Below are 14,588 nucleotides of genomic sequence, written 5' to 3'. Positions count from 1 at the left end.
GATCACAATGCCAAAAGTCCTCATCAGCGACGAACTCAGCGAAGCCGCCGTCAATATTTTCAAGACGCGCGGGATCGAAGTCGATTTCCAGCCGCAGCTTGGCCCTGACGCGGCGAAGTTGAAGGAGGTCATCGGCAATTACGATGGTCTAGCCATCCGTTCGGCGACCAAAGTGAAGCCGGACATCATCGCTGCCGCGAAGAATCTGAAGGTCATCGGGCGCGCAGGCATCGGCGTCGACAATGTCGATATACCGGCCGCGACCGCCAAAGGCATCGTGGTGATGAATACCCCGTTCGGCAATTCGATAACCACGGCGGAGCACGCGATTGCGCTCATGTTCGCAGCGGCGCGTCAGATCGCCGTCGCGGATGCATCGACCCAAGCCGGCAAGTGGGAAAAAAATCGCTTCATGGGCCGCGAGCTCTACGCAAAGACGCTCGGCCTCATTGGTTGCGGCAATATCGGTTCAATTGTTGCGGATCGCGCGCTTGGCTTGAAGATGAAGGTCATAGCCTATGATCCATTTCTCAGCGCAGAGCGCGCCGTACAGCTCGGCGTGGAGAAGGTAGAGCTGGAAGAGTTGCTGCCGCGCGCTGATGTGATCTCGCTGCATGTGCCAATGACCGATAAGACCAAGAACATTCTCTCGCGCGAAGCGCTGGCGATGACCAAACCGGGTATCATCATCGTCAACGCGGCGCGTGGCGGATTGGTCGATGAGGCGGCTCTTCGCGAGGCGCTCGAAAGCGAGCACGTCGCCGCTGCAGGCTTCGACGTATTTACGGTCGAGCCGGCGAAGGAGAACGTGCTCTTCGGAGCGCCGAACTTCATCGCAACGCCGCATCTGGGCGCCTCCACCAATGAAGCGCAAGAAAACGTAGCGCTGCAGGTGGCCGAGCAGATGAGCGATTATCTGCTGACGGGCGCCGTCACCAACGCGCTCAACATGCCCTCGATCACCGCGGAAGAAGCGCCGCGCCTGAAGCCGTTTGCGGCGCTAGCTGAGAAGCTCGGCGCGTTTGCGGGCCAGATCGTCGATGAGGGCCTGGAAGAAGTGGAAATCGAATACGAAGGCGATGTCACCAAATTGAACATGAAGCCGTTGACGGCGGCTGCGCTTGCCGGTGTGTTGCGGCCACTGTTGCAGGACGTAAATGTCGTCTCTGCGCCGGCTCTGATGAAAGAGCGCGGTGCGGCGCTGACTGAGAGCACGCGCGAGACGTCGCCGACTTATGACAGTCTCATTCGGATCAAGGTAAAGACGGGCGGCGGCTGGCGCACGCTTGCCGGCGCAGTCATTGCCGGGCAACCGCGGATTGTCGAAGTGAAGGGGATGGCGCTGGAGGCGCCTTTCCAGGCCAACACGCTCTACATCAACAATTCCGATAAGCCGGGCTTTATCGGCGCGCTTGGTACTTTGCTCGGCGATGCGCAAATCAACATTGCGACGTTCCATCTGGGACGCGAAGCAGCGGGCGCTGAGGCGATCGCGCTGGTTGGCGTCGACCAGCCCTTGTCCGATCCAGACATGGCCAAGCTCAAGGCGCTGCCGCAGGTTCGCTACGCAAAGTTGCTGCGGTTCTAGCCTCGCTGGAACTGTAGGCGCGGATACGCGTTGTCGCTCGTAGCCGGGAATAGCGGCCGCGAGGGGAAACGCATGAAATTGAAGGTGCTTGGCTCGACGCTGCTCTTGGCGATCGCGGTCATGACGATGCCTGCACATGCGGAGATTGAAGAAGTTCGCGTCGGCGCGGTCGGCAACATCCGCGACGATCACGGCGAGATCGTTGAGGGCAAGCATGAGGGCGCGAATGTCGAGCTTGAGTTCGTTTCCAATTCGCCCGACTTTCTCAACATAATCGGTTCGCCGCGCCCGTACTTTTTTGGCTCGATCGCGACTGAAGATGACGGCGTGAACTTTGGCGGCGTCGGCGTTCTGTGGCGCTGGGAATTGGCGGACGGGTGGGCGTTTGAGCCGGGCTTTGGCTACATCATCCACGACGGTGAGATCGATAACCCGTATCCGGAAGGCTCGCCCGAAGGTATTGCGTTCGAGGCGGACAATCAGCTGCTAGGTTCCCGCGACTTGTTCCGGACGACATTTGCGCTGGAGCGCGAGTTCGGTGATCGAGCCGCCATGCAGCTGTATTGGGAGCACATGAGCCACGGCCAAATTCTCGATGAAGGCCGAAATCAAGGGCTCGATTACGTCGGGTTGCGCTTTCTCTACCGTTTCGACCCCGACACAGCGCAGGACTGAGCGCTTCCCTAATGAGGCGCGCCCGGGCTAGGTTGGCGCCTCAAATTCAGGGGACGACCATGCGGGTGACGGGTGCTGGGGTTGCTGCTTTTGGCGCGATGATGGCGCTCGCGCCGCAAGCCCATGCAGGCATCGATGAAATCCACGTCGGCGTGATGCAGCACAATATCTGCGTCACCGATTGCAAGAACGCGGACAAGGAAGACGGACCGAACGTCGAGTTTCAGGTCTCGTTTGACTCGCCGGATTTTCTGAATTGGGCCGGCGCGCCGCAGCCCTACATCATGGCCTCGGTCAACACGGCCGGTGACACGAGCTTTGCCGGCTTCGGTCTCGAATGGCGCTGGGAGTTCGCCGAGAACTGGGCGATCGAGCCGGGTCTTGGTTACGTTATCCACGACGGCGAGACAGAAAATCCGTACACGCCAGGCACGCCGGAGAACACGGCGTTCTCCGAACAACATTTGCTGCTTGGTTCGGAAGATCTTTTCCGCACATCGATCGGCCTCACGCATGACTTTCAAGGTCCATGGGAGGGGCAGATCTTTTTCGAGCACCTGAGCCATGGCCAAATTATCGGCAGCGGGCACAATCAGGGCGTCGATCAGCTCGGCATCCGTATCGGCTATCAGCTCGGCGGCTGAACAAGGGCGGCGCTGCGCCGCTGACGGAAGTGCTCCAGAAGGGGGACGCTCATGGGCGCTCATTTGCGCGAAAGGTTTCAAAGGCCAGGTCCGAAGCGTGTTTTGGCGTTGGATGGCGGCGGCTCACGCGGACTGCTGAGCCTTGGGGTTCTCGCGCAGCTTGAGCGGCGCCTCGCTGAGCGCAGCGGGCAGGGCGACAAATTCCGCCTCTCGCACTATTTCGATCTCATTGGTGGAACCTCCACCGGCGCCATTATAGCGACGACGCTGGCGCTGGGATGGCGCGTAAGCGAAGTCGTTGATCTCTATTTCAAGCTGTTGCCTGCGATTTTCGAGCGTCCGCAAGTGCCGGGGCCGCTGCGTGTTTTGATCCCGGCGTTCAAGAACAAGGCGCTGACGCAAGCGCTGAACGAATATCTCGGCGACCGCATGCTGAACTCAGAGGACTTGCAGACGGGCCTCGCTATTCACGCCAAACGCATCGATAGCGGCTCGGCCTGGATTCTCGTGAACAACCCGGACTGGTGCTATTTCGATGCCAAGTCTGGAAGCGATGGCATCGCCAACTCGGATTTCTATCTGCGCGATCTGGTTCAATCGTCCGCTGCCGCGCCGACATATTTTGCCGATGTGCGCGTGCCGCTGACGCGCGATAAGCGCGGCAACGTTTCGGGCTACGCGCACTTCTTCGATGGCGGTGTCAGCCCCAACAACAATCCGGCGCTGCAATTGCTGCTCACCGTGACGGAGCCTGCGTTCGGATTCAACTGGGCGACCGGTGAAGATAAGTTGCTGATCTGGTCAGTCGGTACGGGCTATGTCCGCAAGCGCTTCGAGAAGCGCAATCGCAAGCGTCGCTCAAGCGCCAAGTCGATCGGTGATTTCCGCAAGCTCGCTTATTCCAGTAAGGTGATGGCCGCGCTCGAAGGCTACAACCACGATATCTGTCAACAGCAGATCACGACGCTGCAAATGCTCTCGAACCCACGCTTTCCTTGGTACGTGAATTCGGAAGTGCGGATGCAGACCGCGACGCAATTGCTGACGTCAAAGCCGGTGCTGACCTACCAGCGTTACGATGCGCGTCTGGAAGTCGCTGAAGCAGATGAGCGCCGGCCTGAGCATATCGAGAGCCTGCTCGGCCATGAGATGAAGCCCAAGCAGGTCGAACAGCTGCGTAAGCTCGACATCAAGGACAGGGAGCTTCTGGATATCCTCTATCGCACCGGGGAGGCGCTCGGCGCGGCGCAATTGATCCATCGCGACTCAACCGACGCCCATGTGCGCACCAGCGCCGCGATTGGCCCCGATTGGCCGCCGGCGGAGTTCGATCCGTGGCGTCCGGCGGCGCCAGTTGCGAGTCCGCCCGCGCCTGAGGCGCCTCCGGCTGATTCGCCACCCCAAGCTTGACTTGACGGACGCTGCCGAAGCGGACACGCAACGCACTTCTAAGGAGCGCGTGTAATGGCTGGCGTAGTCGTCGTCGGAGCCCAGTGGGGCGACGAGGGCAAAGGCAAGATCGTTGACTGGTTGTGCAACCGTGCGGACGTCGTTGTGCGCTTCCAGGGCGGCCACAATGCGGGCCATACGCTCGTTGTCGGAAACACCACCTACAAGCTGGCGCTGCTGCCTTCTGGTGTCGTGCAGGGTAAACTGTCGATCATCGGCAATGGCGTTGTCGTCGATCCTTGGGCGCTGGCGAGCGAGATCGAGAAGATCGAAGCGCAGGGTGTGAAGATCAGCCCGAAGATGCTGGTGCTGTCGGATCAGGCCGCGCTGATTTTGCCGTTCCACCGTGATCTCGACGCCGCGCGCGAAGCGCAGGCTGGCGTCGCTTCGATCGGCACTACAAAGCGCGGTATCGGCCCCGCCTACGAGGACAAGGTTGGCCGCCGTGCAATACGTGTTGCCGATCTCGCAGACCCAGAAGCGATCAGCTGGAAAATCGAGCGTCTGACCGCGCACCACAACGCGCTGCGCAAGGGCCTCGATCTGCCCGAGATCGATGTGACGGCGCTGAAGAAGCAATTGGCCGAGATCGCGCCAAAGGTTTTGCAATATGCACAACCGGCTTGGCGTGTGCTCAATGCCGCGTTCGAAGATTCAAAGCGTGTCTTGTTCGAAGGCGCCCAGGGTATGCTGCTCGACGTCGATCACGGCACCTATCCGTTCGTGACCTCGTCTAACGTTGCAGCTGGACAGGCTTCGGCAGGCTCGGGCGTTGGCCCGCGTAAGATCAGCTATGTGCTGGGACTGGTGAAAGCGTACACGACGCGCGTCGGCGCAGGTCCGTTCCCGACTGAGTTGAATGACGAAAACGGCAAACGCCTCGGCGAAGTCGGTCGCGAAGTCGGCACCAATACCGGCCGCGCGCGCCGCTGTGGCTGGTTCGATTCCGTTCTCGTGCGCCAATCGATCGCGCTCTCGGGCATCGATGGCATCGCGCTTACAAAGCTCGATGTGCTCGATGGCTTCGATGAGATCAAAATCTGCACCGGCTACAAGCTCGGCGATAAGGTGATCGATTATTTGCCGGCCAGTTTGAAAGATCAAGCTGCCGTCACGCCGATCTACGAAACGCTCGAGGGTTGGAAATCGACCACGCAGGGCGTGCGCACGTCGAAGGATTTGCCGGCAAACGCCATCAAGTACATCCGCCGCATCGAAGAGCTGATCGGTTGCCCGGCGGCGATCGTGTCCACTAGCCCGGAACGCGATGACGTCATCCTGATGCGCGACCCGTTCAAGGCATAGGCGCTTGGGACGCGAAAGCGTGGCGCGCATGGCGAACCGGCGATAGGATGCCCGAGGAGAAATCGATGTCGGCTGACAACGAAAACACGCCGCCCAAGGGCCATCGCTTCAACGTCGAAGAAGCGCGTGCGCGCGCCGAGCAGGCGCTGCGGAAGTCTGAGTTCATTCTCTCACGTGCTTACGGCTTGCTGCGCGAGCCGAAAAAGGAATGGGAGCAGATCAAGGCCGAAGAGACGACGATCCCGCGTATCTTGATCGGCTATGTCGCGCCGCTCGCGGCGATCCCGCCTGTTTGCGATTTGATCGGCTCGGCGCTCTTTAATCGTTTGCTGACGATCGAGCCGGGTGAGGCGCTCGTGCGCGCCGTCGTCACCTGGGTCGTGAGCATCGGGCTCGTTTATTTTCTTGGCGTTCTGGTCAATGTGCTGGCCGATACGTTCGATGGCGATCGTAACGAGCTCAACGCTCAAAAGATCGCTGCCTATTCGCTGACGCCGTCGTTTCTGTCTGGCGTGTTCTCGCTCTGGCCGCCGCTCTGGTGGATCTCGCTCTTCGCGCTCGCAGCGATGGTTTACATCATGCATCGCGGGCTGCCGATCTTGATGAAGTCGCCGGAGGACCGCGCGTTGAGCTACGCGGCGAGCGTTACTGTTGCTGCGCTCGTAGCGGCCATCGTGCTCTTCTCGTTGGCGAGCTGCGTAGCTTAAAGGCTTGCCTCTGCGCCTTCACCGCCTAGCATGAGGCGTGGGAGGCGCTCATGACCACAGACGCGCTCTATACGGGTGAACGGTCGGGCTTGATGGCGCGGGCGCGCGACATCTTGATCCGTCCGGTTTCGGAGTGGCGGCGTATCGCCGGCGAAGAGCCCCTCCCGCTCATCGGCTCTTATGTGTTGCCGCTCGCCGTCATCGGCGCCGTCGCCGGGTTTGTTGCGAGCGTGCTTTATGCAGGCGTTTTTGAGATCAACGCCGCCTTGGTGTGGAAGGCCGTGTCAGCGGCGCTTTATGTCGTTTTTGCCGTGCTCTGCGTGCGGATCGCCGGCTGGGCCATCAATATGGTGGCGCCACGCTTCGGCGCTGAAGCAAACAGTGGGCGCGCTGGGCAACTTGCGGCGTACGCGTCGACTCCGATCTTGGTCGCTGGGCTCGCTGCAATCGCGCCGCCTATCACCGGCGTGGTCGTGGGTGCTGGCGTCATCTACGCGTTTGTCTTGCTCGCGCTGGGCGTTCAGCCCGTTATGCCGGTGTCGGATCCAGAAAATAACGTACCGCGTTTCACGCTCTCGATCGTGGGTGTTGCGATTGTCGTTGTCGCGGCTTTCGCGACGTTCGTGGGACCGCTTATCAATACTGGGCGAGATGCGTTGAGCGACGCGATCGAAACTGTTGCGCCGCCACCGCCGCCACCGGCCCTGCCTATAACGTCCGCGGCTGAAGACGCGATCAGCCGTCTCTCGCAAGCCAACGCCACGATGCTCCTCATCGATGCGGCGCGGCTTGAAGAGCAGTTTCCAGATACATTGCCGAGCGGCTTTGCACGTCAATCGGTGACGTACGCGCAACGCGGCGGCGTCTCCCGCGCCGATGCCGTCTATCGCACCGAAGGCGCGGCGCTCTTGCTCGCAATCATTCAGTTCAGCAACGATGTCGATCCGGCCGCGTTTGCAACGTTGCTAGCGATCAAGCCGGATGGCCCAAATGAAGGCGGCTATGCGCGCACGCAATCGATCGATGGGCGGTTTTACGCTGAAGAGGTTGGCGCCCAATCCGCGCGCTATGTTGTGATCGGCCGAGGCGTAGTCATGATTGCTGAAGGGCGCGTCACGATGGATCAGGCGCGTGCCGCTATCGAAACCATCGGCCTTCCGCGTCTCGAAACCATGTACGGCCGCTGAGTTCCCACCTCTCGGCGCGCGATTTGAGTTTGAGAGGTCTCCCGGCGCTCCTAGCATGGGCGAGTCAGCCACAGGGAGAGCGTGATGACATTTGATCCATCAAGCGCCGCTACAGCCGGGCTCGTTGAGCGTGTGAAGAACATCCTGCTCACGCCTCAGGCGGAGTGGGACAAGATCGACGCGGAACCCGCGGACGTGAACAAGATCTACATGGGCTATGTGCTGCCGCTTGCGGTGTTGGGCGCGATCTGCGGCTTTATCGGCATGTCCGTGTTCGGCTTGAATCTGTTCGGCACGACATATCGCGTGCCAATGGTGACCGGCGCCGTGACTGCGGTGATGCAGGTCGTTATGGGGCTCGTTGGCGTGTTCGTGATGGCGTTTATCGCCAATGCGCTGGCGCCTACATTCGGCTCACAGCAAAATATGGGGCAGGCGCACAAGCTCGCTGCCTATGGATCGACCGCAGGCTTTCTTGCCGGCGTGTTCGCGATTTTCCCGCCGATTGCGATGCTCGGCATCGTAGGGCTTTACTCGCTCTATCTCATCTATGTCGGCCTGCCGAAGATGATGAAGACGCCTGAGGACAAGCGGATCGGGTACTTCCTGAGCATTATTGTGGTCGCCATCATCGCCGGCGTCATCCTCAACGTTCTAATGGGACTGGTGCGTGGGCCACTTGGCGTAGGCGCGGCGCCGGGGTTCGGCTAAATCTGGAATGTCGCGAAGTTGTTGGCCGCCAAGCGCGGCCAACACTGGCCGATTCAACCTTCGCGCCGTGTCGTGTTGCGATCGGCGAGTAGCGCGGCGCAGTTGGCGTCCTCTGCGAGGCCTAGATCCACAAACGGCAATAGGCCGGCGATCGGCGCAACCAGCGCAGCGAGCACTGCTGCAACGCCCCCTTGCCCTGCCGCGTCGTCGGCCTCGACGCTGAGCTCGGGCGAGCGCCCGGAATTCGTCTGCAACGCGCGCCGCGCAAAAAAGTTCGCCGCGACGTTCGTGAGAACGCCGCGGCGATAGCCCAGGGCAGGGCCGTTGTTTGCGTTAGGCGGTTGCGTCTGTCAGCAGGCCGCGCGAGCCGGCTTGTTTCTTCATCGCCTTCTGCAGCTTCTCAAACGCGCGCACTTCGATCTGACGCACGCGCTCGCGGCTGACGCCGTACTGCACTGAAAGCTCTTCCAACGTTGCAGGCTCATCCTTCAAGCGGCGCTCTTGGATGATGTGGCGTTCGCGTTCGTTCAACTCACCCATGGCCTCTTGGAGAAGCGTCATGCGTTCGCTGAACTCTTCGTTCTCGGCGAGGCGCGTTTCCTGTGTGCCTTCGACTGAATCGTCGGCGAGCCAGTCCATCCATTCGCTATCGCCTTCACCGCTGGCGCCGCCGATGGGCGCGTTGAGTGAGGCGTCGCCGCCGCCGCTCATGCGGCGGTTCATGGAAATGACTTCCTCTTCCGTCACCGCCAGTTTGTGGGCGATGGTCGCGACATGTTCGGGACGGAGATCGCCTTCCTCAAGCGCGGCCATCTCGCCCTTCATGCGGCGGAGGTTGAAGAACAGCTTCTTCTGTGCGGCGGTGGTGCCCATCTTTACGAGCGACCATGAGCGCAGGATGTATTCCTGGATCGACGCGCGGATCCACCACATCGCGTACGTCGCGAGGCGGAAACCCTTATCTGGGTCGAACTTCTTCACAGCCTGCATAAGGCCGACATTGCCTTCGGAGATGACTTCTCCGATCGGCAGGCCGTAGCCGCGATAGCCCATGGCGATCTTCGCCACGAGGCGGAGGTGGGACGTGACCAACTGGTGCGCGGCTTGGGTGTCGCCGTGCTCCTGCCAGCTCTTTGCCAGCATGAATTCGTTTTCTTTGGTGAGCATCGGAAACTTGCGGATCTCTGAGAGATACCGTTGCAGCCCTTGCTCCGGGCTGAGTGCAAGTGTGAGCGCGGTAGATGCCATCGAGTATTAGGACCCCTCCTAAGGCGGGAAGTCTGGTTGCCTCTCTAGTACGTGCGAGAGCGCAATCGGGTTGCCGCTGTGACCCCTTATATAGGGAGCCATTCAAGCCCACGCCGTGGCCGGCGGTAGGCAATTATTAGTGATAGAACATAAAGAGAACGCACTGATTCGGCAAGCGAAACGAAATCAACTGCTAGAATCAGCGCCCGGAACGTTTGTAGATGGCCCCAAGGCCTTGGGGTTCAAGGGTCAATTTGCCGTCTGCGGCTGTTTCCCAAACGTTTCGGCGAGGGCCCAAAGGGAGAGGGCGACCACGAGTGCGGCGAGGCCCCAGCGCACGGTCAAATCAACCAAGCTTAAATAAATCGGGGCTGCAGCATCCATGATCTGGATGGTCGCCGCATGGGTCTGGCCATTGCCCGGATCGGGCGCGCGCGGCAGTGAGCGGAACATTCGCACCTCGTTGAGCGCGAACAGCGCGAGCCCGCCCACGGTCGTGAGCACGCGGTCAGCGTTGGGAAGTGTTGACATGAAGTTCCGCCCGTTCTTGCAGCGCCGGAAAGCTACTTCGCTTCGCTGTGGCGCACGAGACGCAGATGACATGTTCCCTGCTGGAACTTAGAGTTTGCGCAGAACCGCGAGCAACTCCGTCATGTCGCCTGGGAGTTCGCTCTCGAAGCGCAATGTCTCGCCGCTAATGGGATGCTTGAAGCCGAGAACCGCCGCGTGCAACGCCTGACGTGGGAACGCCGCTACTGCAACAGCAGCTTCTTCGGCGAAGGGTCCGTCGGCCTTGAAGGCGCGCTGCTTGCCATAGAGCGGATCGCCGATGAGCGGGCAGCCAAGATGCGCCAGATGCGCGCGAATTTGGTGAGTGCGGCCTGTGTGCAACCGGCACTCCAAGAGCGCAGCTGCCGCACGCCCGACCGAAGCGCCGCTTTGCTGCCCGTAGCTTTCCACGGTCCAATAATCGGTGATTGCGGTTTTGCCTGCTTCAGTCTCTGGATTGCGCGCGACGACGTATTTGCGCCGATCTTCGCTTGAGCGGACGAGCTTGTTTTCGATGCGTGCGCTCCGCTCGGTCGGCGCGCCGCGCGTCACGGCATAATAGACGCGCTCAAGGTCGTGCTTGGCGAAGAGTTTAGCGAGGCCTGTATGCGCTGCGTCGTGTTTGGCGACCACGACAAGACCGGTGGTGTCTTTGTCGATGCGGTGGACGATGCCTGGCCGCGCGACGCCGCCAATGCCGGAGAGCGAGTCTTCGCAATGCGCCAGTAAGGCATTGACCATCGTGCCGCGCATCGATCCGGGCGCCGGGTGCATGGCCATGCCGCTCGCCTTGTCCACCACGATCAAGTGCTCGTCCTCGAAGACGATGTTGAGCGGCAGCTTTTCGGGCAGGGGCGCTGCGGGCTCGGGCGGCGGCAATGTCAGTTCGTAACGGGCGCCCTCGCGGGGCTTATCCTTTGAGTGGGTTACGAGCGCGCCGTCGACGGTGAGCTTGCCTGCGCCGATGAGGCCCTGCACGCGTGAGCGCGAAAGGTCCGGCCATAGCTTCGCCAGCCAAGCATCCACGCGCTCGCCCGCGCCTGCGGGCGCTACCGCGTCACGCACTTCACCTTCAGTGCTCGGTTCAACGTCGTCTTCCACAAGGGCCTCACTAGCGACTTCATCCCGCTGCGTCATTCCAGAGCCCGCGCAGCGAGAACCCAGAAGGCAGGGCGCCATAAGGCTGGTGCGTTTGCCCTCGGGGTCGCCATCGCGCAAGCGCGCCCGGAATGACGGTTGTGGGAGTCGGGCCGAGGGTTCAAAAGAGGCGCGGGAGGACGCTATGGCGATACGGGGATTGACGCGCCGCGGAGCGCTGGCTGCTGCAACGGGCGCTGTCGCTGCTTGCGCGCAAAACGTCGAGACGCCTGCTTACGAGGGCGCGGTAGCGTTTAGCCACGGCGTCGCCTCGGGCGATCCAACCGCCAACAAGGTCATTATCTGGACGCGGGTGTCGCCCGAAAACCCGGGATCGGTGCCGGTTCGCTGGATTGTGGCGCGCAATCGCGAACTCACCGATGTTGTGAAAACCGGCATCGTCGAGACCAATGAAGCGCGTGATTACACGGTGAAAGCCGACGTCACCGGGCTTCGTCCCGGTGCGCCGTACTTCTACGGCTTCCGCGCAGGATCTGCCGAGAGCGCGATCGGCAAGACCCGCACGCTTCCGCAAGGCGATCTCGATCAGGTGAAGTTCGCGGTGGTTTCGTGCGCGTCGTTCCCGCACGGCTTCTTCAATGCTTACGAGGCGCTGGCTGAGCGCGATGACATCGACGCGGTCGTGCATCTGGGCGATTACATCTACGAGTACGGCCTTGCCGGTTATGGCGGCGACGTCGCGACGCGCCTTGGCCGTATTCCCTCGCCTGAAGTGGAGTGCATTCGCCTTGGCGATTATCGCGCCCGTCATGCGCAGTACAAAACTCAAACGGAGCTGCAAGCAGCGCACGCGATCGCGCCGTGGATCGTGGTTTGGGACGACCACGAAACCGCCAACAACTCGTTCGCCACAGGCGCTGAAAATCACAATCAGGGCGAGGGCCAGTGGGCGAACCGCAAGCAGGCGGCGTTGCAGGCCTATTATGAGTGGATGCCGATCCGCGACCCTGAGCCGGGCGCGGCGTTTGAGGCGATCAATCGCTCGTTCAAGTACGGTACGCTCGCCTCGCTGATCATGGTGGAGACGCGTCTGCTCGCGCGGACTGAGCCTTTTGATTACAACACGCAGCTGCCGATCGAATTGCAGCGCTGGAACTTCACCAATCCGGCAGCGCCCGTCGCGATCCGCGATGGTGAGCCTGATGTGCCGGTAATGCAGCGTTTGCCGCGCATTTATGAGGTCGTGGGCGGTGAGACGCGCCCCGTTCTGGATTGGCGGCGCGCGCAGAGTTTGGTGACTGAGCCCAAGGATTTGCCGGCGGGCTTTTACATCGCGCCAGACGTGCCGGCGCTTAATCAATTGTTGAGCGCGCCGGATCGTCAGCTGATGGGCGCGGCGCAAGAGCAATGGCTTGCTGATGAGCTGCATACGTCCGTGCGCGGCGGTGCGACCTGGCAGGTGCTCGGCAATCAGATCCTTATGGCGCCGCTCAACGCGCCTGATCTTTCGGCAACGCCGGCGCCGCTTGCGGATGCGCTGGAGCGTTTGTTGCCGGGTGTGAAGCAGCAACTGAAGCTCACGCGGTTTCCGTTTCCACTCAACACGGATTCCTGGGACGGATACCCGACGGCGCGCTCGCGCGTTTATGCGTCGCTGCGCGCGGCGCAGGGCAATGCGATTGTGCTGACAGGTGATACGCACACGGCGTGGGCCAATGAGCTCAACGATGAACAAGGCCGGATCGGGGTTGAGTTCGGAACGACGTCGATCACCTCGCCGGGCGATGGCGAATATTTCGCGCCATTCGGCATCGATTTCGCCGGCGGCGTCCGCGCGCGCAATCCGCACGTGAAATACACCGACCCGCTACATCGTGGCTTCCTGCTGCTGACGCTCACGCGCGAAGCGGCGATTGCGGAGTTTTTCTCGGTGTCGAATATTCTGTCGAAAGAATATGAGACGACGCGCGTCGCTGCGTACACGGTGGCGCCCGAGCCTGGCCCTGGCATCGGCCCAATAACGGAAGCCTAGAGCTAGCTGAGCTTGCGCCGTTCGCGCTCGATCTCGCGCGCGAGTACATCTGGCGCGAGCTGCTCGAAGGCTTGCTCACGCAACGCACGCAACAAAGCGGCGTGGACGAGGTAGTTGGACGCGTTCACGTCGGCGCCTGAGCGCAATGCGCTATCGCGCAGTGCGTCGGCGGTGGAGATGAATTGCTCTGCGTTCATGCACCCGAGTCTCGTGACCGGATGCGACCACAATGTGGCGCATTAGGTCTTTGGCGCGCCCAATCGATTTACATTTAGGCCAGGATTCATCAATGCGGTGAGTTCTGGCGAAGGGGAACCCATCAGCCATTCTTGCGCAAGCTCTCCGAATATCGGCGCGTATTTGAACCCGTGTCCGGAGCAGGCGGAGAACATGAGCACTCGTTCGTGTGCGGCGCTCTGTGCGATCAGGAAGTTCTCATCCGGCGTCACGGTGTAGAGGCAACGTTGCATGCGCACGGGCTTTGGGTTGTGCTTCGGCAGAAGCGGTGCGGCGTGCTCGCTCAACAATGCCCCATCGCTTGCATCGGGTTCGCGCACGTCGTCTGGGTCGGTTGCACCGCCCACGGAGTGGAGGCCAATCTTATAAAGCCCGCGCGGCGCAGGCATGCCAAACGTGCCGACATCATCGTCGATGCAAATCACCGGCAGCATTTTTGGCGATTCAGTTTCGAACCAAGCGACCACACGCCGCCGCACCGCCAGCTTACCGGCAAATTCCGGCAGCAATCTTCCGCCCCATGCGCCCGAGGCAACGATGATGGCGTCGAAGTTTCGTGTTTCGCCGTTGATCTTCAGCGTAAGCCCCTCGATCGGCGCCTCGATTTTCGCTTTGTGGATGAGCCGCGCGCCCCAGCGCGGCGCTTGCTTCAATAGAAACATGCGCGCTGCGTCTGCGCCGACGACGCCGGCATCCTCCTGCCTGAAGACCTGCCATTCGTAGGGCATCGCGATGTAGCCACGCGTCATGGCGTGGATCGCATCGCCGCGCAGCAGCGCCGCGGGCTTGCGGCTTAGGCGCTGGCACGCTTCGACGAACGGCGAACCGCGTGGACCCGCCATCAGGCCACTTGTCCATTCGATCAGGGGTTGATCGGCAAGGCCTTCCCAGGTGCGCCAAGCCGGTGCGGCGCGGCGCGCGAGGGCGACATAAATTTCGCCTTCGCCAGGCGTCAGCCGCATAATTCTGGTGTCGCCATGCGAGGAGCCGCGCTCGTGCATGGGGTCGAATTGCTCGAACCCGGTCACCTCATGCCCGGCGAGCGCCAGCCGAGCACACATGCTCAGCCCCGCAATGCCAAGTCCGACGACCGCGACCTTCATTCTGCCCCGTCTACGCGGGATTACCGGCGCTTGGAAAGCGGTTAGCGTCCGGCCC

Annotated in this window: 15 protein-coding genes; 9 read left to right on the top strand and 6 right to left on the bottom strand. The window is 61.4% G+C overall.

Going from position 1 to position 14,588, the window contains the following annotated elements; genetic code table 11:
* Positions 1–7: 7 nt before the first annotated feature.
* From serA to ATE48_RS04585, 8 genes are all read left to right on the top strand, one after another.
* On the top strand, positions 8–1,588 hold the full coding sequence (gene serA / locus ATE48_RS04620) for a phosphoglycerate dehydrogenase (RefSeq protein WP_228126789.1): 1,581 nt from the start codon (positions 8–10) through the stop codon (positions 1,586–1,588).
* A gap of 72 nt (positions 1,589–1,660) precedes the next feature.
* Entirely contained in the window at positions 1,661–2,263 is a 603-nt protein-coding gene (locus ATE48_RS04615) for an acyloxyacyl hydrolase (protein ID WP_066768257.1), read from the top strand.
* A 59-nt stretch (positions 2,264–2,322) separates the two neighbouring features.
* The gene (locus ATE48_RS04610; RefSeq protein ID WP_066768255.1) at positions 2,323–2,907 is read left to right on the top strand and encodes an acyloxyacyl hydrolase; all 585 of its coding nucleotides are present in this window, start codon (positions 2,323–2,325) and stop codon (positions 2,905–2,907) included.
* A 51-nt stretch (positions 2,908–2,958) separates the two neighbouring features.
* Positions 2,959–4,317: a patatin-like phospholipase family protein gene (locus ATE48_RS04605; RefSeq protein ID WP_066768253.1), complete on the top strand. Its 1,359-nt coding sequence runs from the start codon at positions 2,959–2,961 to the stop codon at positions 4,315–4,317.
* A 54-nt stretch (positions 4,318–4,371) separates the two neighbouring features.
* A complete protein-coding gene (locus tag ATE48_RS04600) occupies positions 4,372–5,661 on the top strand; it encodes an adenylosuccinate synthase (protein WP_066768251.1) in 1,290 nt (429 codons plus the stop codon).
* A gap of 65 nt (positions 5,662–5,726) precedes the next feature.
* Positions 5,727–6,368, top strand: coding sequence for a Yip1 family protein (locus ATE48_RS04595; protein WP_228126788.1), 642 nt, complete (start codon positions 5,727–5,729; stop codon positions 6,366–6,368).
* A gap of 50 nt (positions 6,369–6,418) precedes the next feature.
* A complete protein-coding gene (locus ATE48_RS04590; protein ID WP_066768248.1) occupies positions 6,419–7,555 on the top strand; it encodes a Yip1 family protein in 1,137 nt (378 codons plus the stop codon).
* Positions 7,556–7,639: 84 nt separating this feature from the next.
* Entirely contained in the window at positions 7,640–8,266 is a 627-nt protein-coding gene (locus tag ATE48_RS04585) for a Yip1 family protein (protein WP_066768247.1), read from the top strand.
* Positions 8,267–8,319: 53 nt separating this feature from the next.
* Here the strand turns inward: ATE48_RS04585 and ATE48_RS04580 are convergent, their stop codons facing one another.
* From ATE48_RS04580 to ATE48_RS04565, 4 genes are all read right to left on the bottom strand, one after another.
* Complete coding sequence (locus ATE48_RS04580) at positions 8,320–8,520, bottom strand: hypothetical protein (protein ID WP_066768246.1); 201 nt, start codon at positions 8,518–8,520, stop codon at positions 8,320–8,322.
* Positions 8,521–8,599: 79 nt separating this feature from the next.
* The gene (rpoH, locus tag ATE48_RS04575) at positions 8,600–9,514 is read right to left on the bottom strand and encodes an RNA polymerase sigma factor RpoH (RefSeq protein ID WP_066768245.1); all 915 of its coding nucleotides are present in this window, start codon (positions 9,512–9,514) and stop codon (positions 8,600–8,602) included.
* Between the two features lie 249 nt (positions 9,515–9,763).
* Entirely contained in the window at positions 9,764–10,018 is a 255-nt protein-coding gene (locus tag ATE48_RS04570; RefSeq protein ID WP_156767597.1) for a hypothetical protein, read from the bottom strand.
* 114 nt (positions 10,019–10,132) lie between these two features.
* Positions 10,133–11,200: an RluA family pseudouridine synthase gene (locus tag ATE48_RS04565; RefSeq protein ID WP_066768242.1), complete on the bottom strand. Its 1,068-nt coding sequence runs from the start codon at positions 11,198–11,200 to the stop codon at positions 10,133–10,135.
* A 145-nt stretch (positions 11,201–11,345) separates the two neighbouring features.
* On the opposite strand from ATE48_RS04565, the gene ATE48_RS04560 reads away from it, so the two are divergent.
* Positions 11,346–13,193 carry an alkaline phosphatase D family protein gene (locus tag ATE48_RS04560; protein ID WP_066768240.1) on the top strand — a complete coding sequence of 616 codons (1,848 nt, stop codon included), beginning with the start codon at positions 11,346–11,348 and terminating at the stop codon, positions 13,191–13,193.
* A 2-nt stretch (positions 13,194–13,195) separates the two neighbouring features.
* Here the strand turns inward: ATE48_RS04560 and ATE48_RS04555 are convergent, their stop codons facing one another.
* On the bottom strand, positions 13,196–13,390 hold the full coding sequence (locus ATE48_RS04555; protein WP_066768238.1) for a hypothetical protein: 195 nt from the start codon (positions 13,388–13,390) through the stop codon (positions 13,196–13,198).
* A gap of 42 nt (positions 13,391–13,432) precedes the next feature.
* The gene (locus tag ATE48_RS04550) at positions 13,433–14,533 is read right to left on the bottom strand and encodes an FAD-dependent oxidoreductase (RefSeq protein ID WP_066768236.1); all 1,101 of its coding nucleotides are present in this window, start codon (positions 14,531–14,533) and stop codon (positions 13,433–13,435) included.
* Positions 14,534–14,588 lie beyond the last annotated feature (55 nt).

It is taken from the genome of Candidatus Viadribacter manganicus (assembly GCF_001679665.1).
GTDB lineage: Bacteria > Pseudomonadota > Alphaproteobacteria > Caulobacterales > Aquidulcibacteraceae > Vitreimonas > Vitreimonas manganica.
Note: the sequence above shows the minus strand (reverse complement) of the source record. Positions and strands in the feature narration are given on the sequence as shown.

Excerpts from the sequence above, each read along its gene's own strand:
- serA (WP_228126789.1), top strand. The coding sequence starts at position 8 with ATGCCAAAAGTCCTCATCAGCGACGAACTCAGCGAAGCCGCCGTCAAT.
- ATE48_RS04615 (WP_066768257.1), top strand. The coding sequence starts at position 1,661 with ATGAAATTGAAGGTGCTTGGCTCGACGCTGCTCTTGGCGATCGCGGTC.
- ATE48_RS04610 (WP_066768255.1), top strand. The coding sequence starts at position 2,323 with ATGCGGGTGACGGGTGCTGGGGTTGCTGCTTTTGGCGCGATGATGGCG.
- ATE48_RS04605 (WP_066768253.1), top strand. The coding sequence starts at position 2,959 with ATGGGCGCTCATTTGCGCGAAAGGTTTCAAAGGCCAGGTCCGAAGCGT.
- ATE48_RS04600 (WP_066768251.1), top strand. The coding sequence starts at position 4,372 with ATGGCTGGCGTAGTCGTCGTCGGAGCCCAGTGGGGCGACGAGGGCAAA.
- ATE48_RS04595 (WP_228126788.1), top strand. The coding sequence starts at position 5,727 with ATGTCGGCTGACAACGAAAACACGCCGCCCAAGGGCCATCGCTTCAAC.
- ATE48_RS04590 (WP_066768248.1), top strand. The coding sequence starts at position 6,419 with ATGACCACAGACGCGCTCTATACGGGTGAACGGTCGGGCTTGATGGCG.
- ATE48_RS04585 (WP_066768247.1), top strand. The coding sequence starts at position 7,640 with ATGACATTTGATCCATCAAGCGCCGCTACAGCCGGGCTCGTTGAGCGT.
- rpoH (WP_066768245.1), bottom strand. The coding sequence starts at position 9,514 with ATGGCATCTACCGCGCTCACACTTGCACTCAGCCCGGAGCAAGGGCTG.
- ATE48_RS04565 (WP_066768242.1), bottom strand. The coding sequence starts at position 11,200 with ATGACGCAGCGGGATGAAGTCGCTAGTGAGGCCCTTGTGGAAGACGAC.
- ATE48_RS04560 (WP_066768240.1), top strand. The coding sequence starts at position 11,346 with ATGGCGATACGGGGATTGACGCGCCGCGGAGCGCTGGCTGCTGCAACG.
- ATE48_RS04555 (WP_066768238.1), bottom strand. The coding sequence starts at position 13,390 with ATGAACGCAGAGCAATTCATCTCCACCGCCGACGCACTGCGCGATAGC.
- ATE48_RS04550 (WP_066768236.1), bottom strand. The coding sequence starts at position 14,533 with ATGAAGGTCGCGGTCGTCGGACTTGGCATTGCGGGGCTGAGCATGTGT.